This window comes from Microcoleus sp. AS-A8, from assembly GCA_039962225.1.
GTDB lineage: Bacteria > Cyanobacteriota > Cyanobacteriia > Cyanobacteriales > Coleofasciculaceae > Allocoleopsis.
Window position 1 is genome coordinate 1 of the sequence record JAMPKV010000026.1, and the last position, 23794, is coordinate 23794.

General features: G+C 46.7%; 25 protein-coding genes and 1 CRISPR repeat array. Of the genes, 7 read left to right on the forward strand and 18 right to left on the reverse strand.

Translation table 11 applies throughout. From position 1 onward, the window contains the following. The 3 genes from NDI48_26650 to NDI48_26660 all read left to right on the forward strand — a co-directional run. Window positions 1-596: HNH endonuclease (locus tag NDI48_26650; protein MEP0834748.1), on the forward strand; the 596-nt coding region annotated here is incomplete at its 5' end. Window positions 597-621: 25 nt separating this feature from the next. Continuing rightward, on the forward strand, window positions 622-801 hold the full coding sequence (locus NDI48_26655; protein MEP0834749.1) for a hypothetical protein: 180 nt from the start codon (window positions 622-624) through the stop codon (window positions 799-801). A gap of 154 nt (window positions 802-955) precedes the next feature. Continuing rightward, on the forward strand, window positions 956-2032 hold the full coding sequence (locus tag NDI48_26660) for a tyrosine-type recombinase/integrase (protein MEP0834750.1): 1077 nt from the start codon (window positions 956-958) through the stop codon (window positions 2030-2032). Window positions 2033-2206: 174 nt separating this feature from the next. Here the strand turns inward: NDI48_26660 and NDI48_26665 are convergent, their stop codons facing one another. The 7 genes from NDI48_26665 to NDI48_26695 all read right to left on the reverse strand — a co-directional run bounded on the left by NDI48_26665 (window position 2207) and on the right by NDI48_26695 (window position 8604). Then, window positions 2207-2458 carry a hypothetical protein gene (locus NDI48_26665; GenBank protein ID MEP0834751.1) on the reverse strand — a complete coding sequence of 84 codons (252 nt, stop codon included), beginning with the start codon at window positions 2456-2458 and terminating at the stop codon, window positions 2207-2209. 24 nt (window positions 2459-2482) lie between these two features. After that, window positions 2483-4966: direct repeats of the CRISPR family, unit length 36 nt; unit sequence GTTTCCATTCAATTAGTTTCCCCAGCGAGTGGGGAC. Window positions 4967-5163: 197 nt separating this feature from the next. Continuing rightward, window positions 5164-5445: a CRISPR-associated endonuclease Cas2 gene (gene cas2 / locus NDI48_26670; GenBank protein MEP0834752.1), complete on the reverse strand. Its 282-nt coding sequence runs from the start codon at window positions 5443-5445 to the stop codon at window positions 5164-5166. Window positions 5446-5457: 12 nt separating this feature from the next. After that, on the reverse strand, window positions 5458-6090 hold the full coding sequence (locus tag NDI48_26675; protein MEP0834753.1) for a prepilin-type N-terminal cleavage/methylation domain-containing protein: 633 nt from the start codon (window positions 6088-6090) through the stop codon (window positions 5458-5460). Beyond that, window positions 6050-7045, reverse strand: a complete 996-nt coding sequence (gene cas1 / locus NDI48_26680; GenBank protein MEP0834754.1) for a CRISPR-associated endonuclease Cas1 — start codon at window positions 7043-7045, stop codon at window positions 6050-6052. The genes NDI48_26675 and cas1 overlap by 41 nt, the downstream gene beginning before the upstream one ends. After that, window positions 7042-7332 carry a CRISPR-associated protein Csx18 gene (csx18, locus tag NDI48_26685; GenBank protein ID MEP0834755.1) on the reverse strand — a complete coding sequence of 97 codons (291 nt, stop codon included), beginning with the start codon at window positions 7330-7332 and terminating at the stop codon, window positions 7042-7044. Before csx18 ends, cas1 begins: the two co-directional genes overlap by 4 nt. A gap of 48 nt (window positions 7333-7380) precedes the next feature. Then, window positions 7381-7761: an excalibur calcium-binding domain-containing protein gene (locus NDI48_26690; GenBank protein MEP0834756.1), complete on the reverse strand. Its 381-nt coding sequence runs from the start codon at window positions 7759-7761 to the stop codon at window positions 7381-7383. A 342-nt stretch (window positions 7762-8103) separates the two neighbouring features. Next, window positions 8104-8604 carry a peptidoglycan-binding protein gene (locus NDI48_26695; GenBank protein MEP0834757.1) on the reverse strand — a complete coding sequence of 167 codons (501 nt, stop codon included), beginning with the start codon at window positions 8602-8604 and terminating at the stop codon, window positions 8104-8106. A gap of 472 nt (window positions 8605-9076) precedes the next feature. Here NDI48_26695 and NDI48_26700 point away from each other — a divergent pair, with 472 nt between their 5' ends. The 4 genes from NDI48_26700 to NDI48_26715 all read left to right on the forward strand — a co-directional run bounded on the left by NDI48_26700 (window position 9077) and on the right by NDI48_26715 (window position 11334). After that, window positions 9077-9706: a hypothetical protein gene (locus tag NDI48_26700; protein ID MEP0834758.1), complete on the forward strand. Its 630-nt coding sequence runs from the start codon at window positions 9077-9079 to the stop codon at window positions 9704-9706. A 336-nt stretch (window positions 9707-10042) separates the two neighbouring features. Further along, window positions 10043-10810: a ParA family protein gene (locus tag NDI48_26705; GenBank protein ID MEP0834759.1), complete on the forward strand. Its 768-nt coding sequence runs from the start codon at window positions 10043-10045 to the stop codon at window positions 10808-10810. Continuing rightward, window positions 10797-11174 (forward strand): hypothetical protein, encoded by a 378-nt coding sequence (locus tag NDI48_26710; GenBank protein ID MEP0834760.1) that lies wholly within the window; start codon window positions 10797-10799, stop codon window positions 11172-11174. Before NDI48_26705 ends, NDI48_26710 begins: the two co-directional genes overlap by 14 nt. Before the next feature lies 1 nt (window position 11175). Next, window positions 11176-11334, forward strand: a complete 159-nt coding sequence (locus NDI48_26715) for a hypothetical protein (protein MEP0834761.1) — start codon at window positions 11176-11178, stop codon at window positions 11332-11334. Between the two features lie 186 nt (window positions 11335-11520). Here the strand turns inward: NDI48_26715 and NDI48_26720 are convergent, their stop codons facing one another. The 11 genes from NDI48_26720 to NDI48_26770 all read right to left on the reverse strand — a co-directional run bounded on the left by NDI48_26720 (window position 11521) and on the right by NDI48_26770 (window position 23306). Then, the gene (locus NDI48_26720; GenBank protein MEP0834762.1) at window positions 11521-13086 is read right to left on the reverse strand and encodes a hypothetical protein; all 1566 of its coding nucleotides are present in this window, start codon (window positions 13084-13086) and stop codon (window positions 11521-11523) included. Between the two features lie 51 nt (window positions 13087-13137). Next, window positions 13138-14814, reverse strand: coding sequence for a hypothetical protein (locus tag NDI48_26725; protein ID MEP0834763.1), 1677 nt, complete (start codon window positions 14812-14814; stop codon window positions 13138-13140). Next, window positions 14814-15359, reverse strand: coding sequence for a hypothetical protein (locus NDI48_26730; GenBank protein ID MEP0834764.1), 546 nt, complete (start codon window positions 15357-15359; stop codon window positions 14814-14816). Before NDI48_26730 ends, NDI48_26725 begins: the two co-directional genes overlap by 1 nt. 2 nt (window positions 15360-15361) lie before the next feature. Continuing rightward, complete coding sequence (locus NDI48_26735) at window positions 15362-16339, reverse strand: RAMP superfamily CRISPR-associated protein (protein MEP0834765.1); 978 nt, start codon at window positions 16337-16339, stop codon at window positions 15362-15364. Between the two features lie 9 nt (window positions 16340-16348). Continuing rightward, window positions 16349-17476 (reverse strand): CRISPR-associated protein Cmr3, encoded by a 1128-nt coding sequence (locus tag NDI48_26740; protein MEP0834766.1) that lies wholly within the window; start codon window positions 17474-17476, stop codon window positions 16349-16351. A gap of 11 nt (window positions 17477-17487) precedes the next feature. Beyond that, the gene (locus NDI48_26745; protein MEP0834767.1) at window positions 17488-20481 is read right to left on the reverse strand and encodes a type III-B CRISPR-associated protein Cas10/Cmr2; all 2994 of its coding nucleotides are present in this window, start codon (window positions 20479-20481) and stop codon (window positions 17488-17490) included. Between the two features lie 215 nt (window positions 20482-20696). After that, entirely contained in the window at window positions 20697-20861 is a 165-nt protein-coding gene (locus NDI48_26750; protein ID MEP0834768.1) for a hypothetical protein, read from the reverse strand. A 612-nt stretch (window positions 20862-21473) separates the two neighbouring features. Further along, window positions 21474-21875: a hypothetical protein gene (locus NDI48_26755; protein MEP0834769.1), complete on the reverse strand. Its 402-nt coding sequence runs from the start codon at window positions 21873-21875 to the stop codon at window positions 21474-21476. 41 nt (window positions 21876-21916) lie between these two features. Beyond that, window positions 21917-22276, reverse strand: coding sequence for a hypothetical protein (locus NDI48_26760; protein ID MEP0834770.1), 360 nt, complete (start codon window positions 22274-22276; stop codon window positions 21917-21919). 9 nt (window positions 22277-22285) lie between these two features. Next, entirely contained in the window at window positions 22286-22423 is a 138-nt protein-coding gene (locus NDI48_26765) for a hypothetical protein (protein ID MEP0834771.1), read from the reverse strand. Then, window positions 22410-23306 (reverse strand): M23 family metallopeptidase, encoded by an 897-nt coding sequence (locus NDI48_26770; protein ID MEP0834772.1) that lies wholly within the window; start codon window positions 23304-23306, stop codon window positions 22410-22412. The genes NDI48_26765 and NDI48_26770 overlap by 14 nt, the downstream gene beginning before the upstream one ends. Window positions 23307-23794: the final 488 nt, after the last annotated feature.

The following is a 23794-nucleotide window of genomic DNA, read 5'->3' on the forward strand; positions in this document are numbered from 1 at the left end:
ATCTATATGGGGCTAATTTAGTTGGTACGAATCTGGATAAAGCTCGGATATCGGATGCCAATTTAGAAGGGGCTATATATAACGAAACTACTATCCTGCCACCACTAGCTCCGTTGCAACAGCAGAGCCTGATTTCAGTTAATCCACCTCTAGAATTAGAATCTAATAAAAAAGAAGTTTTAGTTGATTTAGAGAGTTTGAAAGACGAGAGAAGAAGAACTAATGTTGAGCGCATTATTAGAAAAGGTCAAAGAAAATTTAGGGCTGTGGTACTCGATGCTTTTCAAGGAAAATGTGCAATTACTGCTTGTGATGTCGAACGTGCTCTTGATGCGGCTCACATTTTTCCTTACCGAGGACAGAAAACAGATTGTCTTTGGAATGGCATTCTTCTCAGGCTAGATTTACACCGACTTTTCGACTCTTATTTGCTAAGCATTGACCCCCTTTCTGGTCAAGTCTATCTGGAATCAAGCTTGATGAATAATTATGAGGGGGTTGCTAATACTAAAGTCTGTTTCCCTGAAGAGCCAGTTTCAGAAAATCGTAAGCAAGCTCTTAGGTGGCACAATGCTCAGTGCAGTTGGCTAGCTTAGTCGCAAGAACTAAGCAGAATCATGGATGCAGCAGATTGTCACTTGGTGCCTTTTTCACAAGGCTTCAAGTCCCGCTGAGCTGACGCAAGAACTGATGCTTTCCTCTTATGAGGGGAAGGTCAATATCTTGACGGCTGGCGGGATAAGTTTAGGGGAGGCGAGAGCGTTGCGAGAAGAGCGTCGCGCAGATCGCTTCTTGGATTGACTCAAGACAAGGTGAACCTGTCGGCAGTTACTAAATAAGACTACACGCCCCGTGTAAATGGGACGAATAATCACAAAATGAATAAGGCACATCTACTCTACCCGGTTAGATGTGCCTTTTGTTTGGAAAAGTTTTTGTTTTTACTCACGACCCTATGCTACCAATTCGCCCTTCTTCCCCAGACGGGAACACTCCCACAGCGTTAACGACTTGCGAAAACCCGCATTGTCTTAATTCCAGTTTCGAGATTTTTATGTCCGGTGGGTTCCCCATTCCCAGCCATTCTCAAACCAGTTGGCTCACAGATGCCAGCCAAAATTTAATTAGTCAGCTTTTAGCCGACAAGCGATCGCCTGTGACGCGCAAGGAATACGAGAAGGACTTACGTTATTTCTTTAAAGTCATTTCAGGTGCTTTCCAACCCAGCCCTGAACTGGTAAGCGAGTTTTTGAACCTTGACCGCTTTGCCGCGCTCTCGGTGGTTTTGAAGTTCAAGTCTTACATGATGATTGATAAGGGGCTGAAGGAGAACACAGTTAATCGTCGATTGGCAGCAGTTAGGAGCCTGGTTAGCTTTGCCTACAAGTTGGGGAAGTGCACTTATACACTCAAAGACATCTCAAACGAGAAAGTTCAGGCTTATCGCGACACCAGTGGCGTTAGTCCCGACTCCTATAAGAAAGTACTCGCGTCGTGCGATCGCTCTACAATACTTGGCAAGAGAAATTATGCATTACTGCGACTGCTTTGGAGTAATGCCCTCAGACGAGCTGAAGTTACATCTCTCGATGTAAAGCACTTCGACCCGCACAGCCGACAGCTTTGGATTTTGGGCAAAGGTAAAGGTTCTCAACGGCAATCAGTCACCCTTAACGACCAAACCGTAGAGGCCATTCTGGACTGGTTAAATTCTAAAGCACAACTCACCCCAAATAGCCCATTGTTTTGCAGCTTATCGCATCGCCAGCCAGGGCATAGACTAACCGGAACAAGTGTCTATAACATTGTTCGTGATAGCTGCGAAAAAGCTGGCATCACTAAAGTGATGAGTCCTCACCGCTGCCGACATTCAGCCATTACCGCCGCATTGGATAAATCAAATGGTAACGTCCGAGCGGTACAGCGATTGAGTCGTCACGCTGATTTGCGAACGGTTCAACTCTATGACGACAACCGCCAAAATTTGCAAGAGCAGATTACGGACTTACTTGAGGATGCGCTAGGGGAGTGACGGCAGCAAGCCATGTCGAGGTATACCGTAGTCTTATACACATATTTGCTGTCCCCAAAGGGGCTTGTCCGCTTCTTTTTCGGGGTCTATGCATTCAAAACTTTTGATTGTGCCGTCCAACATTATTCCAAATGTAATAGACCAGTCAGTTCTCTGCCTGCCAAACCTGACGGCTCAGAGAGAGCCACAAGAATTTATGATTTCGGAGGTGATAGCTTTTTGAAACACTGGCGATGACATCACCGAGTCAGCCGCATTGCCATCAACAATGATGGTGACGAACAAAGGACGGCCTGCAAAAGGCTGTGTAGCGTCGTTTACAGGGATATTCATGTTAATAATCCCACCCCACCCCAGATCGTCTCCATCTGCTTCGTACTGAATATCTAAAGGAATCGGGGTTGCTTGCACTGGGCTAAAAGCCATAAGAATTTGACCGTGTTCTACATGGTTTCCATTCAAATGATTTTCCCAGCGAGTGGGAAAGTTCTTTTAGATCTGTTATTTTAATATCTTCCTGAAAAGGTTTCCATTCAATTAGTTTCCCCAGCGAGTGGGGACCATCTACAAGGTCATTTAAGAGTTGTCTTTATTTCTAAGTTTTGTTTCCATTCAATTAGTTTCCCCAGCGAGTGGGGACTACAGGCTGGTGGTGCACCTCGTGCCAAAGTAATATCTGTACTTGGACTGTTTCCATTCAATTAGTTTCCCCAGCGAGTGGGGACTGAAAATTCATACGGTTTGAAATTTGACTACTTGAGTAGTTTCCATTCAATTAGTTTCCCCAGCGAGTGGGGACCTATATAGGGCTACTCATATAAGGGGGTCTACATAGAGGTTTCCATTCAATTAGTTTCCCCAGCGAGTGGGGACTCAATTTTAAAAAAAACGGTCAATCATCAAGAGATATTCCTGTTTCCATTCAATTAGTTTCCCCAGCGAGTGGGGACAGGACTTATGAACCTGAGTGTAAGGCTGTCCTAGCCTTGTTTCCATTCAATTAGTTTCCCCAGCGAGTGGGGACTCCAAAAATGAAACTCAATGCAGGATTAGCTTCAAGTTTCCATTCAATTAGTTTCCCCAGCGAGTGGGGACTTGAACAAAGATTAGCTAAGCAAGTACTTAAGGAGCAGTTTCCATTCAATTAGTTTCCCCAGCGAGTGGGGACTCTGTCTGCGGTCGGCGGGAGTGAAAGGTGTTTTGTGTTTCCATTCAATTAGTTTCCCCAGCGAGTGGGGACTTCTTATGAGTTTTACGATAAAACAATAGTTTGTTGGGTTTCCATTCAATTAGTTTCCCCAGCGAGTGGGGACTAAAGAGGCAGAAAGGATACTAGCTACTACAGATAACGAGTTTCCATTCAATTAGTTTCCCCAGCGAGTGGGGACCCAATCACGCTGACATCGAGCACCAGGCTGACATCCAGCGCGTTTCCATTCAATTAGTTTCCCCAGCGAGTGGGGACTTTGAAGAGTTTTTACAATGGTGTTATTGGAACCAAGATGGTTTCCATTCAATTAGTTTCCCCAGCGAGTGGGGACACTTATTTAGACAGAAACCTAGATAACGATTTTGAGTTTCCATTCAATTAGTTTCCCCAGCGAGTGGGGACTCTACAAAGGCCAAGCTTGCTGCTCTAGGAATAGTGTTTCCATTCAATTAGTTTCCCCAGCGAGTGGGGACTCTGGGATGACTTTAGATGAGGTAAAAAAGAGATGGGTTTCCATTCAATTAGTTTCTCCAGCGAGTGGGGACGTAGAAGAGAAAGAAGTTAATACACCATTGTAATTAAGTTTCCATTCAATTAGTTTCCCCAGCGAGTGGGGACTCTGTAAAAAACATAATCTACAACTAGTTGCTACAGAAGTTTCCATTCAATTAGTTTCCCCAGCGAGTGGGGACACAAAATGCTAGTGCTGACTTAATGAGCTGGCGAATGAAAGTTTCCATTCAATTAGTTTCCCCAGCGAGTGGGGACAATGTCTGCGGTATCTTCGACAAAACCGAATATCTCGTTTCCATTCAATTAGTTTCCCCAGCGAGTGGGGACTCTCCATTTGGGGATGGTTACTCCAAACTGATTCCTTCGTTTCCATTCAATTAGTTTCCCCAGCGAGTGGGGATTAAAAGTGAACTAGGTAAAAACTTTGATGTTCAGAGTTTCCATTCAATTAGTTTCCCCAGCGAGTGGGGACTAATAATACAATCTTAGATGTACCTTCATTGTTGTGTTTCCATTCAATTAGTTTCCCCAGCGAGTGGGGACTCAGGGAGTACTGCCGACGGTTTTGTCTCGAACCTTTCGAGTTTCCATTCAATTAGTTTCCCCAGCGAGTGGGGACTAGCTTCTTCGGCATCTATAAACATGCAATCAAGTGTTTCCATTCAATTAGTTTCCCCAGCGAGTGGGGACTTTATTACCCTGTTAACCACAAAATATGGATCGGCAATAGCGTTTCCATTCAATTAGTTTCCCCAGCGAGTGGGGACCTCATTGTGGATCAATGTCGCTCAGAAAAGGTCAAGGTTTCCATTCAATTAGTTTCCCCAGCGAGTGGGGACTTGATAACATACCAGCTACTTTAGATGCTGATGAAGTTTCCATTCAATTAGTTTCCCCAGCGAGTGGGGACACAAACTGCTTGGGATAGAGAGAATCGTGAATTAGATAAGTTTCCATTCAATTAGTTTCCCCAGCGAGTGGGGACTTTCACATTTTTGGAGTTTTTCATGTTTGTTACAAAGCTTGTTTCCATTCAATTAGTTTCCCCAGCGAGTGGGGACCGCGGAATGAGTGGTCTTCATCTCATTTTTGCAGGAGATGTTTCCATTCAATTAGTTTCCCCAGCGAGTGGGGACTTGTGGCTATAACAGACCTTAACCGGGTTACGTTAAATGGTTTCCATTCAATTAGTTTCCCCAGCGAGTGGGGACCCCTCTATTTAAAACCTTCGCCCCGCCTAGTGTCCAGAAGCCGTTTCCGACGCTCACCAATTTTTCCCTGACAACACTGGCAAAAGTCCCTGCTAAAATCGCTGAAACCCATGCAGGACAGGCGACCGACACTCCCAACGCTCTAATCAGCCTTTCAGCCCTTTTGCTATTGCGTCGGCTACCTCATGATACATTCATCAGATAACCACGCTCCCAGGCGCTTGTGTCATATCTGGCCCCACTCCCCAAGTCTCCACCTGTCCTAACGTATGCCGCGACAAGGGATAAAAGCGTACACTGTCTTCTTTGACTTTCACCTGCTTCTTCAGCCGAGAGCACAATTCATCATATTTAGCCTGAGTCAGCATACACTCAAACACCGAATACTGAACTCGCTTGCCATACCCTTCTAATAAGTCAGACACCTTTTTGCGCCGCTTATCATCCGGGATATCATAGGCAACCACATAAAACAACATCAGTAGCAGCCATCACTGGCATTGAGCGTTTTCTAATGACAGTACTGGGCAACTAACAATGTTGCCAATTAGAGTATTGAACCCAACTCGGTAAAAGTAATTTTGTTGACCATTGGACAAGTAAAAAAACCCTAAAGCATAGCCGTCATCAGGAAATAAACCCAAGTAAGTGGTATAGCAATCCCCATGAACTTGACGTTGCAGATTGTAGTGCGTCGGCGAATACCGAACCGTCGATTTGACGATGGAGACATTTGCGATTTCCGTAAACCCATAAGGACGCTCCGAGTACGGATGAACACTGTACTCAATCGAGTCGGTTGCAGGAGAATAGGGAGAATTTTCGCAAGCGGTAACCGCATAGCGAACTGAGTTTTTAGCAGCTTCAGACTTCGCCAGTTGTAAAGCAGATTGCAGTTGCCCAGCCGCCCTTCGTACCTGTTGCCGTTGCCAGAACAATAGCCATGACGGTGCAGCGATAACCCCTAGCAATCCCATCATCAGCAATACCACCACCACCTCAGGGAGAGTGTAACCCCCATCAAGCCTCCTCCCTCGATACCCCACCGCCACGCTTAACCCTTGCTGATTAGTACCCATGAGTTCAATCAATGCGATAAGGTTGATAACATTGGCTCGGTTCATAAACAAACCGCTTATAAGCCCTAACTTGCTTTGTCAGCAAATCCCAACGAGGCGCTTTGATATCAGACCCATCAACTTGAATCAATTCCTCCATACGTTGGAGAAACGCTTTGAGGTACGTTTTGCGTCCGAAATCATTGAGATAACACCCCCCATTGCGATAGACAAAATCCTTAGAGACATCAATTTGTTTGCGATTAACTAAATACATCACCAGAGAATCCACCAAAGGAGCACGAAACTCTTCAATCAAATCGCTAGCTAATGCCGCATGACGTTCTGTTCCTTGATGCAAACAAGCCTGATAGGGGTCAAGTCCTTGGATTTCAATTAATGCCAACAAATGATTCCACAGAATCTGATAGCCAAAACTCAGCATGGCATTCACCGGATTTCCGGGAGGACGACGAGTCCGCGCTGTGAACACAAACTCCTGATTTCTCAAACATTCCCCAAACGCCGAGAAATACTGCGCCGCCCCCGCCCCTTCAAATCCCATCAACCGCTCAAGGGACTCAGATTGAGCCGCTTGTAGGGCAAGGTGTTCTAAGCGTTGCAGCACTTGTTCGAGTAACTCTGACTCCCGCCGCCTCAACTGCCGCCGTAAAAAAACCCGACTGTTTTTCAACTTGGCAGTGACAATTGCTCGTGCCGTCACCAATCGCTCAACAACACCCAACTGCTGCTGGTAATGAGACAACTGACGATACCCCCGCTCAATCGGCATCACCCGTCCGTAGCAGTACCCCATCCGGGAAAGGTAAGCAATGGGAATATCCCGCCACAAACAAGTCCGAATTACCTGGGTTGTGACTTGCGACTTACCAAAGATTAAAATCTGCTCCAACAGTGGCAACTGTACCAAGGCGTGAATCGTCTCACCTTGCTTTACCAGTAAAGTCTCCTGTTGCAGCGTCACATAACAACCTTGTTGGGAAACATAAAGCGTTCTCATTGCCGCCGCCTCTCCATCAACGACTCTAAACGCTGCTGACGCCGTAGACTCATTGAATCCAGATTTGATTGTGAAAGTAATTCCGCTTGTGTGGGTGGCAATAACCAAGCAATAACTCGGTCAGCCACACTAGAAACCGCATAAGTGGCAACAGTAACCAACAGCGTATTGATAATCACCGCTGCCAATCCCAACGGAGCAATCAGCAGGATAATTAAGGTGATGCCGCCGTTAATCGTTGAAACCAAAAGGGTACGCACCCTAGTAGCGCGAGGAGAAATGTACATAAGTAAGATAAAAGGTAAAAAAAATGATGATTCCTTGACCGTTAAAATTCAGGGCAAACTCTCACAAGCTCTGCCATCTTTGTTCTTATCCAATTTGTGCGGGTCATTGGGAAAAGCATCCAGCACCGCCTGTGCTTGAGTTTGTGTGTTAAAATCGCTGCAATTACAGTCTTTTTGAACGCAATCAGGTAATTTTTCCGTTGAAGTATTCGGTGAATCTGTTGCCGACGTTTTTGCTTTTTTTGCCAATTTAGGCGCTGTCGTTCCTGCACTTTTAACGGTAGGAGTGGTAATGGGGGTTGAAGTCTCTTGAGGTTGAGTTACTTCAGACTTCTTTCGAGAATTAGAGGGTGATTTAAACTCTTGAGAAGTACACTGAAAGTTAATGGTTGTCCCCAAAAACAAAACTAGGGCAAAACTTCGTAACATTAAGCAATCCTCCTAAAAATTCCTCCAGATAGAGCCGCCGAATTCTGCACAATAAACGGCAACCGGACAGCAGGTGATACCTCTAAAGCCGGAACCTTAGAAGAATCAGGCTTCATTCTTCTGCCTTAGATGGGTTTCCTTACTAATTCAGTGAAAATTTTCCCTTCTCGTGACAAGCTTTTCCAAAAAAAACGCCGTTCACGATGAACGACGCACTTTCCTTAAGCTTAGAAAAATCAGCTATCTGAATTCCATTAGTTTGTAGCTTTTATCCTGGAACGCACCCCCAAAAATCCGCTCACAGCTTTCCCAAAAAACGAGTGTAGGACAACCATTTCCTGGTTAGCAAACTGACCGTGTTTGGATATCAAAGCAATCCGTTCTCTCGCCATTGACATGAAACTCTTGCTTGAGCAGTTCTATTGCTGTCTGAGTGAGGGGGCCGATGTAACCATCGATGAGGCCATCGTACAGCCCTTTGTCTTGCAAGTACTTTTGAATTTCTTTAGAACGATTTTGTCTTTGTATCTCCTGAAGGACTTGTTCGCACCAAAAGCGGTCTATAGATTTTTTCAAATCATGAAGTTGATGCTGGATAGCTTGTTCCTTAATTAAACCTAATCCATGTGCCAAAATATGGTCGGCTTCATCAATCAAAAAATCAAACCAGGGGTCATACTGTGCTTGCTGTAGTATTTCCTCAATGCGCTCTCCTTGCTGTTGGGTCAGCGTTCGCTGTGACGCCAACGTCCAGTATTCTTGGATGATCTCTTTGTATTTCAGAGATTGCTCAACTAGGATTTCGATATCGCCCATAGGTTTTTCATCACTTTGCGTTCCCATGATTCTTATAGTTGCTTCTCTCCTTTCGCTAATCCAAATGGTTGCCAAGTTATCAGCAGGTGGTGCTGATAGACTTATCCAAAAATCAGGCTGGTAGCCAGACGAGACGAGAAGCCTGCCTGGAAGAGTGCGGCAAAGCGCTCATTGCTGTGTGCAAGTTCAGCCTTTTCCATCGCCATGACTTCAGATAAGTCCAGTGATTAGTGTTTGAGTCTCACTCTTCGTGACACGGTTTTATTTAAAAGTTTCGTAAAGATTTCCCAAAGCGGAACGCGATGCAGCCTACGGATTAGAAATTACACACAGTCTCTACCCGTAGTGGACATTGCTTACCTTACCACTGGCACTAGAGTTTAAACGTTGAATTGCATCAGTACTCTTATGCTATATCCGGAAAAAAAGGGTTAGACCCAACTGTCACATCGGTTACGAATTGTTCACTAATGGTTGCCAGTGGTTTTTCTAGTATCCTATGACAGACACTGAACTCCCTAGGTCTTCCTCTTCCCCCGAAGATGCATTAGATGCAGCAGTGATAGAAGTACTAGGGAAAGATAACCCTCATGCTTATTCCACAATCTCGTTTATTCAGAGAAGCCTCATGCAATTTCATCTGGCTAGCCAATTTGAACCTCACGAAATCCTCAACGACGCTTACGTGCGTGGTAAAGAATACATATGGTCTGGGGGAATTATCCGTTCCCCTCATTCTTGGTTGAAGAGTACGTCTCTCAATATTATCCGGGAAATTAGCCGTAGGCAGAAGAGAGAACAGCTATTATACCCTGAATTGGTAGAACTAATCCCTTCCTTAAGAACTACAGAAGATAGTGTAGTTACGCTTAACAATATTGACAACACATGGAAAACGCTAATGAATTCACTTGAAGCCTTGGGACGCACAGACCCTGAAGGAGTAAGGCTTCTGCGCTTAAAAACTCAAGGACTTTCCTGGAAGGAGATTCACCAACAGTTAGTTAAAGAGGATGGAGTTGCTCCAAGTGAGTCAACGTTGCGGCAGAGAGGATGCCGCGTCACGAAAACTCTCAGAAAAATTTACCATTCACAAACAACGGATTCTGCCGACTTGCTTCTTCCTTGAAGTCAATATTAGGTTGCAGGGAGAAGCCGCATTGGTGTAATCATGATTGTCGTAGCAACCATTGATGATCAAGTTGGCTATCTCAAAAAAGTTCTTGAAAGAGAAGAGCTACAAGCTCTTGTCAACGTGCTTATGGCCGTTGCTATGCTGAGTGGATTTTAGCTCATGACAAGCGTGCCTCAAAACCATTCTGTGAGCTAGATTGGCAGCCAAGTAAACTATTCATCTCAAATTATCTTTACGTCAATATGTCTTGACGCCAACACACAAAGGCTTAACTACATAAAGACGTACAACTTCACGTAAAATTGGTGGTAACTGTTTTGGTAAGTCCTTGTGTGGACAATTGCTTGTCTTTCGTTATCCGGCGGTCAGGGCAAAACAACCACTGCGTTATTACTGGGGCGAGCGCTTGCCCTTGCTGGTCAAAAAGTTCTGACCATCGATGCCGACCCTCAAGCTAACTTAACCTTTTATCTAGGACACCAAGTGGCACCTGATGAGCCGACCCTGTTGGAGGTGATGCAGCGCGAGGTGGATGCAGCCCACGGCATTTATCAGTCTCGTTACTCCAACCTGTTTCTCATCCCCGCCGACAGCGCACTCAACAAGGTGCAAGACTACCTATCCACGTCTGGGATGGGTGCTGTAGTTTTACGCAAGCGCCTGGAGCCAGTCGCCAATTTGTTTGAGTACTGCATCATCGACTCCCCACCCCAGCGCACGCAAATCTGCCTATCGGTTATCGGAGCTGCCGACTTGATTCTCATACCCGTCGAGGCATCAACTAAAGGGGTGAATTCCCTATTGCGGTCTTTAGAACAGGTCGAAGAATTGAGAGATATCGGCGCGTTTCGTGGGCAGGTGTTAGGAGTTCTGCCCTTTAGAGATCGGTGGTTTGGGCGCTCTCAGGCTAAAGACAGCCGAGACGCAATTGAAGCCATGCGCCAGGTGGCACAAGATATTCCCGTTCTGCCGTCCATCCTAGAAAGCGAACAGTATAAACGAGCCATCCGTCTAGGTCAGACCCTAGCTGAAATGGGTCAGGCTGATTTGCAACTCCCGTTTGAGAAAATTATCGAGCTGCTTTATGCCAGAAGATGACGCCCTCCAAAGATTGATGCAATCGAAACGCCCTAGCGTCTCACCGCGCCCAGAAACCCTAATGACAAAACGTCTTGACGCCAATACGTCTTTGAGTCAAGACGCAGACCTTAACTTACCCGAAGTCGTTAGGACAACTGTGCGTCTGGAAGAGTCTGTAGATAAAGCGCTACGCCAGTTGTGTTTGGAAGCTGGATTAACCAAAGAAGTCTGGTTTGAAGCGGCTTACCTTTACCTATCTGAACATCCCCAGGAGTTAGAAGCCGTTAACCAAATGGCTCATCAGCGATTGGAACGTCGCAAGCGTGCAGCCGACGTGCGGAAACTAAGAACGATGCAGAAGCGATTATCTGGGGAGGGCTGAGATGAAACGCCTGTACAATACTCCCTGCGTTGTGTCCGCTTTAGCTAACGCACTCTTTGCCTATCGAGTTGACCGCCCTAATTTTATGTCAATTAACCAATACACTGATGAAGCGCACCTCGCACCTTCCAACTGTCCACCCACCGCCAAAAATCTGTAAACAGATTTTGCTTTTTCTGGGGAAACTAATTGAATGGAAACCCAGATGTTCATCAGGTGCGAAGCTGCATCAACACAAGCTGTTCTCACGCGCTGGAAAAATTAGTTGAAGCCAAACTCAAAACCCCCACCAGATCTGTTGCTAATGGGGGTTAGTATTTTAATTAGATAGAAAATTGAGTTTTGATTACGAGGCAGCTTCAGAACGCAGTAGTTTTAGCCCCCATTGATAGAGCGATCGCACCAACAATTTATTAGTATCCGGTGCATCACTCACTTGCTTGAGAACATCCAGCATCAACCCCTTCACCACTTCCGGGTTTTCCGAATGCGTCATTGAAAACAGACCGCCATCCGTCCAAATTGAGCGAACTTGTGCCAAATTAATCGATGCAGCGGAATGGATCATTTGATTGCGCTGATTGCGAATACGGTCTAGCAGCTTGTACCATTTATTATCTGACCTCAAATTCTTAGAGCGATGCCACCCTTCAATCAGTCCACCAAGTCCTGGTTGATAAGCATTTCCTAAATAAGTTAAATGCGGTGGCGGCGTGACGAAACCCCGACCGATCCAGTTGTCAGATTTGTATTGAATATACAGCAAACGCTCTAAGGTTTGGGCAAATTGGATAAACGCAGCGGTATAATTTCGCCTAAATAACGGCAATTCTATCAATAAAGACGACTCCCACGCCTGAATTAAAGGATTTAACTTCATCAAATTGAGTTGCTCTTGCCACAGCTTAACTTGCTCAGAATCTGCCACTTTAGCTAAATCGTTTGAACGCAGCCAATCTTCAATTAACCTTAAAAAAATCGCCGTTTCCCAGTTCGTATAATAAGCCAAAATCCCTGCTAACTTATACAACACCTTATGCCGACTCTGATGCAGTTTCAGCCAGACTTGCGCCTCGGCGAAATCTCCCCTCTCCCAAGCGGAAATCACCCGCAACCGTTCCAAAGGCCAAAAATAATCCCCCATTGGAATCAGTTTAAATGATTGAGATAAGCAAGCGGCTGTGGCACCATTAGGTAGGATTTCAAAGAAAACATCCGGTTCGTCAGGACAAGCATTGAACACTTGACATTGCCGCACCAATGCCGCTGCACAAATTTCTACTCCAGATGCGATCGCAGGCGTACATCCCTTATTCTGAATCCACAAGACAAACTCTTTATCACCATTGGGAGAGAAAAAGTCAAGCGCTTCAAGCAGCACTAACTTTTCCAATTCTTCCCGAATTGCCTCGCTATCATTGGCTGAAATCTTAGGCGCATGAACATCAACTTTCACTTCAGGGTAAATTGCTCGAATTTTACCCGCCATTAATTGAGCCAACCACAGGGTATCCAACCGCCGATAAAACCAAGAAACCGTTTCAGGTTGGTCAGTTCCCCACAAAATGATATGCTTTAGACCAAGTTTTATTCCTTCTTCAATAAGGGTTTGGTCCAAAATCAGTACAACTTGGCTAAAGTCACCCCCCAGCCAATCAACGCAATAATCATAGTAGCGCTTGCCTAATTCTTGAGCGCTCCAAGGATAGGTTTTATCCTTCTCTTGATGACAGCCACGCTCAATGTCTAATTCTCGATAAAGTTCATCGACGTGACGGGGATAGCAGCCAATATTACCATCGGCACCAAAAGAGCGGGTTATACCATCTTTACAGCGCCATCCTACTTGCCGTGTGCCAACTGTAATAATTAAAGTATCGACGTGACTGGGTTCAGATTGAATTGTTTTCATTGAAACTAGGTTTAGGCGTAATTTTTTGCAGAGGTACTCTAAGTGCGATCGCTAAATTGGGTTAGAGGGTTGCACGCCAAACAGATGCACTGCACCGGAGATTTTAGCTAAGTCACCAAGGAATTGCGATCGCAAAGAATTTTCATCTCCCATAAATAGACAGACAATTTCTTTAGTTCCCTCCTTAACGGGAATTCGCCTAACGCTGACCCAAGAGCAGTAAGCATTTCCTCTCCCCGCGTTACCCCCAACATCAGGCTGTCGCTTGTACGTTGGGTTATAAATCAAGTCCATTCCCAACCCGCGTGTTTCTACAGCATCTATATCCTTCCAAGTTAGATTCTTGCGATCAACAGGTTCCGCCTCTGGTCCAGGCACCAGATAAACAGCACAGGTTCGGGGAGAAAACACTTCAGCTTTGAGTCCTGCCTCCGGTGCAAAGCGACTGGGCCATCGCTGCTGAACGGCTGTTTGCCACTCCTGATACAAGTCACGCCAATTTTCTGCTTGAGGTGGCAGTCCGAACGGCTTAACCCCTGACTTGAGTTCGTGAGTCAGCGTTAGGTAAGTTCCCCGCGATGCCTCCTCCTGTTCGCCGTTTCTCTTCTCCATCCAATAGATATGCAGGGGTCTGCGCCAACCGCGTCCCACACCTCCTACCATGACAGCAAAGCGAACGACGGGCAAAATAATTGAATTCAAAATATCACTGCGAGCGCTCAACCGAAGCTGACCTTCCCAAGCATAAAAATTGGGTTGATTTTGGGAGAGTTCGCCCCAAGGTTCCCCTTGAGTCATTTGCAGGCGCACGCTACCTTTGCGGCTTTTGTTGTCGGCAGGTGATTCCAGGGTTCCCATTAACTCGGTCACGGTGATTTGGGCATTCTCCTTCAACATCACGCCCAGCAAAAACCGCAGCATCCAGGAGCGCAACCACCCCCGGCAATGGGAGGGGCGCAATTCCAAGGTCTTTATATCTGGTCCTGCACAGCCTTGGCTGTAGAGACTAAAGTCAAACTGTTTAACTGAATAGTCCGGGTCGGGTGCAGGCTGGTCGAAGTTATCGAGTTTAACGCCGCCATAGCCAGAAGCTGTGCGACTGCCAACACCATACAAACTCAGCGCCTGTTGTACCCAATCCCAAACTTCCTCAACTTCTGCTTCAGTCGTTCGACCCGGAATCCCTCGAATCGCTACAGTAAGGCGAATGGAATCTTTGCCGTTGCCGAGAGTATATAAAGATAGGGGAGTGCTTTGCCCCTCATGGTAGACCTGGAAAGGCTCTTGCGGATTAACAATATCCAGCGTCAGCTTAGTCGGCTGTTCGGGCCAAGCATCGAGAAACTCGATTTTGCCAGCGCTGATAGTGTCATTATCTTGATATCCCAGTAATTGATACATTCTGAGCTTAATTTTCGGGCGCTGCTTCGCCCACGCTCTGACCACCCCTCGGATACAAGAGCCTGGAATATAGCCGTTTAAGGGTAGCTTTGGCATCTGCTTCCAGTTCTCGCCCACGTTCCGCTTATCTTCTGGGCGTCCGTCGCTAGGTCGCCATGCACCGCAGGGTTCTCCGGCTGACACAATTGTTTCGATATCTGGGTGGGGAAACGAGCCAACTTTGGCACGCCACTGGAGGGTAAAGGTATCTTTCTTAAACAATCCAGATTGCTGACGCGCTTGGTGCTGCCTCTCTAGCAACTCCACCAATTGAGGTCCGCTATACATTAATCCTCCTGCTGATAAGCTCTTGCCCAGAAATTCCAGTGATGGGCTAAAATTAGTGCCTTACGCCAAGTTGCCATGTACTCAGATGGTCTTTCCTGCGCCATCTCGACAACTTTTGCCATCAAAGCCTTTGCATCTGGCGGGTTATTTGGATGAATTAAGTGTCCCAGCAAGCATTCCCACACTGGCACTGTACGCCTGCGAACCTCATTATTTTCCTGAGCGTTGGATTGATTGATATAGCCAACTGATGAGAGCAGACCAAATACTCTTAAATGCTGAGATAAGCGTAAAACGGCGTTTAGGTCTTCTTTGGTCAGTTTTTTGATGTCTTGGCGGTGCTTGTCTAGATACTGTTGAATGTGCTGATGAGCGTTGAGGCTCATCTGTTCTGGCTGCACCCGCTGTCCGTCAGCCTTAACAGCAACTGAGTCTATCAATGGGGTGGAATTGGGTGTTTGAACTGCTGCTGATGGAGGTTTGGGAGGGGTGACGGGTTGGGACTTAGATTTAGGAAATTGAGAGGATTTGTGCTTCTTACTCATTGTTAAACTCCCACAGTTGCTTCGGTTTGTTCAGTTGAAGCCGATTCCTCAGAGGACTGTACCCCCTCACTCACCGCCGTATTCGTTTGATTGGTGGGACTTGCTAATCCAGTAGGAGGCTGATCATCTGCAACCCAACCTTGTACCCATCCCCTGCCTACATTGGCTTGACCTCCCACTTGAAACAAACCTTTGAGAACATCCAGCAATCGGTTGTGATGGTTGAGCGAAATAGGATTTGTTTGAGATAGACTGTAGCCCCAGGAATAGTAAAGGATGGTATCCCTAGGAATGCAGACATCCGTCCAAAACACTTCTGCTGAACCTGCTTGCCCCGCGCCATTTTCTGCGTCCTGAATTTTGTTGCGGACTTGCGTCCAGAGAGAGTGTTCCATCAGAACTTGAAAGTCAGCATCCGGAAGTACAATGCGATTAGCTTCCCAAGTCGATTGAACTGCGCCTGCTAGATTGGGATGCCAGTTACCCGCAAGCGCGATCGCATTTCTCCGTTCGGGTGACAAATTCTTCACCTCTAACTGAGCGTCAGCCACCATATAATTGCCAGGACTAGTCCCTACCGGATAGTCGGGAAACGGCACAGCCTTCAGTTTGGCGAGTAAAGCATGGTCGCGAATTAGAGAGTGACAGCTTACCCAGGTAAACACGTCTCGACCACCACTCATCGACATGGTACGCATGGGAACCCACAGCAGACGCGCATCCCCAAACCACACCTGATGCACGCCCATCTGGCCCTCACGATCAAGTTCTTTGCCAAACAAGTTATCTGCCATCTGGCGACCATCTGGCTGAATTGATGCCACTTCGTCCCTGAGACTTCCCCGCACTGAGGAGCCAGGGGCATAGGGAAAATCCGTATGCACCTCGCGAGCAATCTCTAAAATATTGCCCAAATCGCCCTCGCCACCACAGTGAATCGGGGCGAGACTATATAGATAGCCAATCCGAAAGTCAGTCATTGTTTCGTCTCACTTGCTTAATGGTTTGTAAGGAAGCCAGAGCAATTCCGAGTAACCTAATTGCCGCCAGCGCTGCACCTTTTCCGGGGCATCGAGCTGATTTTGGAACAAGTCTTCGGGCTGTTTGAGGTAATATAGGCTTCCAGAAGGGGCAGCAAACACCTGGGGAGAAGGCACACTGTTCTTGGGTTGGTCTTTTTCAGGCAAAAGGCTACGACAACCAATTGAAACTTGTCGTTCGCTGGCAAAACTGACAAGATTTCCCCCATTAGTAGTGAGTTTCCACTCCCACGGAAAAGCGCGACAGCGAGCAATGTTGGGATTTTTGGCATCGTTGTGCCAGCGCTCAAAAACTCCTGGAGTAACAAGATAGGCAAGCGATCGCTCTTTTTTATAGAAGTTCTTCTGAGACTTTTTTTCCAGGCTGTCCCACTGCTGTGTGAGAGCCTCACACGATTCAATTAGTACTCGATGACCCTCTCCACCCAGTCGCAGCGTAGCAGATGCTTGGGGAATGGGTTGTTTTAACCCAATGGCTAAACTCCATCCTGAGTGCAACCGTATTGCATTCTCGACAAAGTAGCCATCTGCTTTTTTAACTTGCTGAGTTCCTGGTTCAATAGCATTGTGAGAGCGGGTTTCCACTTTCCAGAGCTTGTCTTCGCCCTCATGTTTGACGTTCCACTCACCATCAGGAATTTGTCCACTCTCTAGATAATGAAGGACGACATTCCAGGGCAGGTACTGGCGGTACTTTATCTGTGGTTTGTCGGTATCTTTATCTGGGTTGGGGGGAGGCTGTTTCCAAGACGCCTTGGCTAACGGACAAGGCTGACTCGAATCAAATTGCAGCGCCTTATAGAGGTGTGACTCCTCATCCCAGTCAATCGGAACGAGGGGGATAGTGCCGACATATCCCAAGGGACGGGGTAAGTAGAGGGTTTGATTAGAGCAGAAAAATGGACCTGTAATATTAAGAGAGTCTGAGGTTTTTAAAAGACCGCGCAAAGCACCTGCCAGAGTATGACCGTTGGGAGGAAAAACGCTGCCTGCCCAAGCTCGTTCCCCTGGTGTAAAGGGTTTGGCATCTCGCAGTAGCAGCACATCTAGAGGGGTGAGGGTATACCAGTGAGTCATGATTGCTGCCTCTATCTAATATCAATCTCTCGTTTCCGCAGAACAAAGGCAGCAAGTTTGAGCCAGTTCTGAATTTCGCGATCGCGATCCTCTTCCTGAGTCATCGCCTGTAGAGCGCACAAAAATTGCTTCAAGGACTGTTGAAAGTCTTTCTTAGCTTGCTCGTTCCCCTTGAAAATGTCACGACGGTTGCAAAAAGCTTGCGTCCAAGGAGCGATCGCGTCTGATTGCGGTGCTGGGTGCTGGCTCCAAATTTGGGCAGCTTGCTCGAACAACGCCGCATCTACAGGAGAATATAGAAGCGATCGCCACTCGTTGAAGGCTTCAAATTTACTGGTCGCTTTCAGGCTGTTGCCATTGCCATAGAGAACTCTTACCTGCACGGCATTTTTAGTAGAATCTTTGAGACCAGGGCAGTAATGCTCTTTGGCTCCATCTTTCTCTGCTTCCCAAAGATTTTCTATAGCGATCGCCAATGGCACGGAATGATGAGCGATGACAATACCAAAGCTAATCGTCGCTTCAGACCCCATTGTAAATAGAGGGCGCGTCGGGAAGTCTTTCGGGAGGTTGCCCTTCTGCCACTGCCAATAATCCCCATCATTTTTAAACTCTTGCTGCTCTTTATCTTCAGCCCCCCGGAAGCACTGGCGCACATCCCACAGCCAACTATCCCATTCCCATAAATTGATATAAGCTAAGACATCGTCGCCACCCCCGTAAATTAGCCGTCCGGCATAGCGCTGCTCGGTGAGGTAAGGGAGCAGTTGATTGGAAAAGTCTAGTAAAGCGCGGCTGAGAGCGTTGTGGGTAGACGGACCCATGCGCTTTTGTAACAGCTTGAGTTGTTCAAAAGCCTTATTGACCCGTTGAGCTTCTCGGTCAGAGGGATTGGATAAAGTTGATGGCTGATAGTCCTCAAGTATATAGTTCTGATAATTTTGCAGAGGTAAGCCCTTAAGCCATCTGCTCATCCCATCTCCATCACCAGCGGCTAAGACATACCAATCGGCAGGGTTGTTCTTGGGGTAGTACTGAGCGATGTGACGCTGGAGTTGGGTGCGATAGTCGGGTTTACTCTCGTCTGGAATTTCCAAGTCAGCAACCAACCATCCAGCATTGAGCAGGCGAGAGGGGTAAGAACGCAAATCAATGTCTTGATGCTGTTCAATCCAAGGGATGCCCCATTTCATGTCTTCCAGAGCTTTCCTTTTCCCCTCTGGGAATTCATCCAACTGATTGAGAACGGATTCGCAAACCTCTTGGAAGTGTTCAATGCGCTCGGTTTGAGACTTATTCTTAGGGAAGTCTGCTTTTAAGTAACCTGCCACACCAGCCGTCAAATCGGGATAGGAAAGGTTGAGAGCTTGTCCCTGTAGACCTAATACCTCTGGGTTTGGCAAAATCAGATGAATGCCCCGCTTAAGGGTTTCCGTGGCGTTGAGTTGTTCGATGCCGTCAAACAGTCCAGCGTGGTTCTGCCAAAAATCCTTGGTGTCTCTTTCTGCAATCGGGCGGTGCTGGTTCTTTCCTTTGGGTTGATATTCGTTAGAGTCGGGGTAAACGACGGGTCCGATACCCGAAATGGTAGAACGAGGACTGAAGGCGGTGGGAATGTCCCAAGTGCGGGCATTTTTGACGGCAGACAGACCAAAGCGCAATTGGTCGAAGACGTAGGGCCACCAGGAACCCACATTGACGCTAACCGATGAGTCGGCATGGAGCTGGGGTAGGGTTTTAACAGCTTTTACGAAGTCAAATTCATCAAGGTGAAACAGCTTTGCCTCTTCCTCTGCCAAGTTGCAAGCTTGATTGTGGTCTTTAATCCAGTGGTATTTTCTGTGGTCTTCTTTTTCGTCTAAAACGGCTTGTTCCGTCAATTCTCTGCCTTCTTTCCCCAAGGGCAAGGCTGTCCAGTAGGGCTGCCACTGTGTCTTGAGCCAACCCTCCCAAGTTCGGCTTTCTTTTCGCAACTTTCTCGTCCAGTGTCGCCCTTTGAGTTCGTCAAACACCAGGTCGCCCAGTTTTAACCATTCACTGTACAGCGTTTGTTTTGCAGTCTGCATAGCGGCTTTGACCTCGCCTTTGGGAAGAACAGCGACAATGACATTGGGAAAGCCAGCAGTAAGTAGGGCGCGAGGACTCGGTTCGTCTATCCACTGGTCAAAGCCTTGATACTCCCGCCGCAGCCACTGGTCAATGAGGGGCTGTTGGTAGAGGCTGGGATAAATTAGGCTATCGGGTCCGTAGGCTAACGCCAGTTTCCAGCAGACTTTGGCAGAAAGGTAGTGCAGTAACCAAGAACCTGCCCAGAAGTCGCGCATTTTACGACTGGCTTTGATTAGTTCCTGCACTGGGGTAAAACTGAAAATTGCCAGATAAGGACGGGGGGTTAAGTCTTGGGCTGTTGAGTGCTGCTGTCTCTGGGTTGGGGTACGTCCGTAAGTGGCTAAGGTTCCTGCGATCGCTGCACGCAAACTGGCGTGACTCCACACCGAAGCGTCGGGCAAACTGGCAGCAGCGGGGACTAGCATCAGGGATTGGTCGTGTTCGCAAATAGCTTGAGGCAAGCAGCGCCACAGCCACCAAAAAAGTTGTTGGCTGTCTATGTTGTCTGGAGGTAAAGGGAGATGGAATTCTCCGCTATTTAGTTGAGTGGGTAGCTGAGGAGAAATGGCAAGTTTTTTCCCTGAGAGTAGGTGCGATACCGTTAGTGCCTGGGCGTTCGTTTGTCCCAGTACGGTATTTAGAACGTTGCTGTCGTTGGCATTGAAGTGCCGATGGGCAGCATTGAGAACGGCGCGATCGCTGGCATCGGTAATTAAATCAGCAACATGACTAATGTCTGATGGACTGGGCGAGGCTACTGTTGTTGCTAGCGGGGCGATTGCTTCTAAAGCTCTGAAGAAGGGTTCTGCCCGATTCCCAGTGTATTGGTTTAAGGCGCTGAGGTCGAGATTGTAAACCAATCCCCGTATTTTGGCTTGCCAAAATGCTTCGGACACAGATTTCCTCCGGAACTGTCTTACTGCACTTTAACTAGAGTTCCCCGATATCGCTATAGAAAACCAATTATTTATGAAATTTTTTTTAATCTTCCTGAAATGTTTTTGGGATGAGGATTGTAAGGCGATTTTAACAGAACTGATTAATATTGGCTTTTGACTTGACATTTAGCTTCAAAGCGAATATTACTGCCCCATCTCAAGACAGTTCCCCTCTATAAATGATTATCCCCCGGCAGCACCGGGGGATTTGTTTTGTCGGTTGAGTTAAGCAGTACTGCGGCAAGTGATTTGGAATTTTCTGCGATCTGCTCCTTGCTGCGGTGCTTTTCTATCGCATCATTCCCAGCGTCCTCGCCAGATTTTTTTGTCAGTTTCAAAGGTTCTCAGACATTAATATACACCGCATTTACTTGACGGCAAATGCGATGTGTATGTGTATTTGCTTTGCATTTCTTTGATTTTAGGGGGTTCGGAGCATTCCGGATTCACGCTTTACAGAACACTCCGACTAAACAGGCTTTTGTCACCTGTAGATTTGGGTTAATAAGACTGTGCCTCTCGCGTTAAGAGGGTCTCAGTCCCCAAATCTACAGTATGATTTCTTCCCAATTTTGTCAACTGTCGATTCACCTCAATGGGTTTATTGGCTCAAAGATGCCGACCTTTCTCTCTAACAAGAAGGGTTAATGCTTTGCAGAACACTCCGAAGAAACAGGCTTTATGGTTTCCATTCAATTAGTTTTCCCAGCGAGTGGGAAAGACGACGGTTTAGCTATCTTCATCGATGGCTACGGCGGATGGTTTGCATTCAAATAGTTTCCCCAGCGTGGGGAACCAAGGAAAAACTGGGTTGCCAGGATCAGGTACTAGCAAGCTTACATCCAATGCTGTCACTAATTTAAAAACTTATCTTCAATATTTGTGCCAGAAATTCTAGGATTTTTGTGTTGGCAATCACGGCGGGTTGCCCTCTACAAATCTAAAAAAATCTAGTTTTTTTCCCCAATGGGCACAAGAGCGTTAAAATTGAATGTTTGAGTGAGATACCAGGCGTGGTAGCTTTTCTCAGCAATAGGAATAACTTTGATAGTTGTAAACCTGGATTGGGCAAAGCCCTTGACCTCACTCAGTTGATGGATGTCTTCTGCTTTTAGCCTCACTGGGCTACCAAAGTAGTAGCAGTTCTGCCAAAGTAATAGAGGAATGACAGGCGGGAAATCACTGTGATGGGAGAATTCCTGAAAAAATCGGGAGCTGACTTCAGAATCGAGTAAGTCAAGATTCACAATTCCTTGCTCGTTTACCAAAATATTCAGGGCTTCTTCACCATGAACTTCTCCTTTTTTTACACACCGCAAAGAAAACAAAATTGTTGGTAAAATCTGCATCATGTTTTCAATATTTCTGGCAGCTAAAAAAACAGGGGATTGAGTTAACCTCGTGGAGAGCCATTGGTCGAAGGATAGGTGGGTCGAGGGGGTTGCTGACAGCCCAAATTAGCTAAACAAGAAGCGTCGTTTCCACAGGATTGAGCGAAAAAGGCTTTACGTTCGGGGTCGGTAATTTCTGGACAGGGAATCGTAGGCTGAACATTTTTTTTCCCACACATACTGCTGAGGTTTACAGTCATCCCCTCAGTTGTTTGGATGTAGCAAGCGGGGGTGTCGCTTTCTTCATGGGAAACTGTTGGCTGTGGTAAAGTTCTCAAGATTGGTTCACAAACACCACTTTTAGGGATGACGAAAATCAAGGGTGTTGATAAAGCAACCGTCAAACACAAATTTTTTAACATGGGATGGCCTCACTTGTTTCTATAAAGCGATGGGGTTAGGGCATTGGCATTCGTGTGATAACAAAGCAAGAAGAGCGTTTCGCAGATCGCACCTCGGTTGTGAAGTGCGATCGCCCTGGAAATTGGCTGGGATTTATTGATTGGCAAGATTAACCGCATCCACAGGGTTCATTGTCTGATTGATGTCTGTGGCTACGTATGTCTGCCGCCCCAGACGCGCTTCAAAATGGAGGTGAGGGCCAGTCGAGAATCCTTTGGTTCCTATCGTTCCCACTTGTTGCCCTTTCGTCACGGTGCTATTGACGCTTACCGTGGCTGAGTTCATGTGATTGAAAAAGAAGGTGATGTTTGCCTTCTGGTTATAAACAGCCACAATTCCGTAGAAATCATTTCTGGCAATCACCACTCCATCAACGGGAGAGTAGATGGGGTCGCCAATTCGACCAGAGTTCGGTGCAAAATCAAGCGCTGGGTGCATACAGCCTCGGTAAAACCGACACCAAATTTGCAGGGATTGTCCGTACCTGCCCGTGACGCTAACCGGGGTATTTCTGAACAGCAGTTTTTTGAGTCCTTCCATATCCACCTGTCCCCCACTGCTAGAACACAGTCGCGGCGGTGAGGGATTGGGGTTGCCATAGACGACGCCACTGGCAACCCAGCCATCTTGTCCTTGGATTTGGTCTTGGAGTTTGTACCAACGGGCATCGGGTACAGGTGCTCCGGGTTGGGAAAGCCAGATATCATTGACAGCATCGCCATAAGTATAGGCATTAAAAACGCGACTTTCGTTTGGCCCTAAAGCACCAATAATGTTGTCAGGTCTGATATTTGGTGAAGAGCGCACATTTACACCCTCTGGGGCAGCGGCGGCAGAGAAGGGGGTAACTGGACGAACCTCGTTACAATTTGTGGTTTGGGCAATCGCTTGCTGTGGCTGAAGACTGGCATTTTGTAGGTTTACACCCAGTCCACTGAAGGCAACAAGTGTAGCAAAGGCAACCGTTGATGCTGAATGTTTGATGTTCATAGAACTTCTCAAGTGAATAAAATTTACTAATTCTTGGGCGTGAAAACGCATCACTATCTCAGTCCAAGCGCTCAGGATGGACGGTGTCGTTGCTAAGGTTTAGTGTTGAGAAAGTGAGAGTGGAAAGGCTGAAAACGTCAGGCTATGGCTTGCTAATTTGGGAAGGTAAAAATTTTAATCAGTCGGTTGTTGCCCAAAGTGTCAGCGTTTCTGGTAATTAGCTTGACCTGTTGGTCAAGGGATGCAACGTTAATGTGTTTCTGACGCTTAAGGTATCAAGAAGGGTGAGGGGAATTCTAGCAATTACCACTATTGATAGGGGTTTTACGAAGGGAGGCGCAATCGCTTGTAGAAGCTGGGATTCTGTTGTTTTTATCTGGGGAAAGTAAATATTTGTTTTGGCTTGACAATTGCTGTTATTTGAGTATTGAGGTTGATTCCAAGCAACCCGAAAAACTCTATATCTCACCAGTCATTAATTGTCAAGT

Coding starts and splice junctions, on each gene's coding strand:
- NDI48_26655 (MEP0834749.1), top strand. CDS start 622: ATGCAGCAGATTGTCACTTGGTGCCTTTTTCACAAGGCTTCAAGTCCC.
- NDI48_26660 (MEP0834750.1), top strand. CDS start 956: ATGCTACCAATTCGCCCTTCTTCCCCAGACGGGAACACTCCCACAGCG.
- NDI48_26665 (MEP0834751.1), bottom strand. CDS start 2,458: ATGGCTTTTAGCCCAGTGCAAGCAACCCCGATTCCTTTAGATATTCAG.
- cas2 (MEP0834752.1), bottom strand. CDS start 5,445: ATGTTGTTTTATGTGGTTGCCTATGATATCCCGGATGATAAGCGGCGC.
- NDI48_26675 (MEP0834753.1), bottom strand. CDS start 6,090: ATGAACCGAGCCAATGTTATCAACCTTATCGCATTGATTGAACTCATG.
- cas1 (MEP0834754.1), bottom strand. CDS start 7,045: ATGAGAACGCTTTATGTTTCCCAACAAGGTTGTTATGTGACGCTGCAA.
- csx18 (MEP0834755.1), bottom strand. CDS start 7,332: ATGTACATTTCTCCTCGCGCTACTAGGGTGCGTACCCTTTTGGTTTCA.
- NDI48_26690 (MEP0834756.1), bottom strand. CDS start 7,761: ATGTTACGAAGTTTTGCCCTAGTTTTGTTTTTGGGGACAACCATTAAC.
- NDI48_26695 (MEP0834757.1), bottom strand. CDS start 8,604: ATGGGAACGCAAAGTGATGAAAAACCTATGGGCGATATCGAAATCCTA.
- NDI48_26700 (MEP0834758.1), top strand. CDS start 9,077: ATGACAGACACTGAACTCCCTAGGTCTTCCTCTTCCCCCGAAGATGCA.
- NDI48_26710 (MEP0834760.1), top strand. CDS start 10,797: ATGCCAGAAGATGACGCCCTCCAAAGATTGATGCAATCGAAACGCCCT.
- NDI48_26715 (MEP0834761.1), top strand. CDS start 11,176: ATGAAACGCCTGTACAATACTCCCTGCGTTGTGTCCGCTTTAGCTAAC.
- NDI48_26720 (MEP0834762.1), bottom strand. CDS start 13,086: ATGAAAACAATTCAATCTGAACCCAGTCACGTCGATACTTTAATTATT.
- NDI48_26725 (MEP0834763.1), bottom strand. CDS start 14,814: ATGTATAGCGGACCTCAATTGGTGGAGTTGCTAGAGAGGCAGCACCAA.
- NDI48_26730 (MEP0834764.1), bottom strand. CDS start 15,359: ATGAGTAAGAAGCACAAATCCTCTCAATTTCCTAAATCTAAGTCCCAA.
- NDI48_26735 (MEP0834765.1), bottom strand. CDS start 16,339: ATGACTGACTTTCGGATTGGCTATCTATATAGTCTCGCCCCGATTCAC.
- NDI48_26740 (MEP0834766.1), bottom strand. CDS start 17,476: ATGACTCACTGGTATACCCTCACCCCTCTAGATGTGCTGCTACTGCGA.
- NDI48_26755 (MEP0834769.1), bottom strand. CDS start 21,875: ATGATGCAGATTTTACCAACAATTTTGTTTTCTTTGCGGTGTGTAAAA.
- NDI48_26760 (MEP0834770.1), bottom strand. CDS start 22,276: ATGTTAAAAAATTTGTGTTTGACGGTTGCTTTATCAACACCCTTGATT.
- NDI48_26770 (MEP0834772.1), bottom strand. CDS start 23,306: ATGAACATCAAACATTCAGCATCAACGGTTGCCTTTGCTACACTTGTT.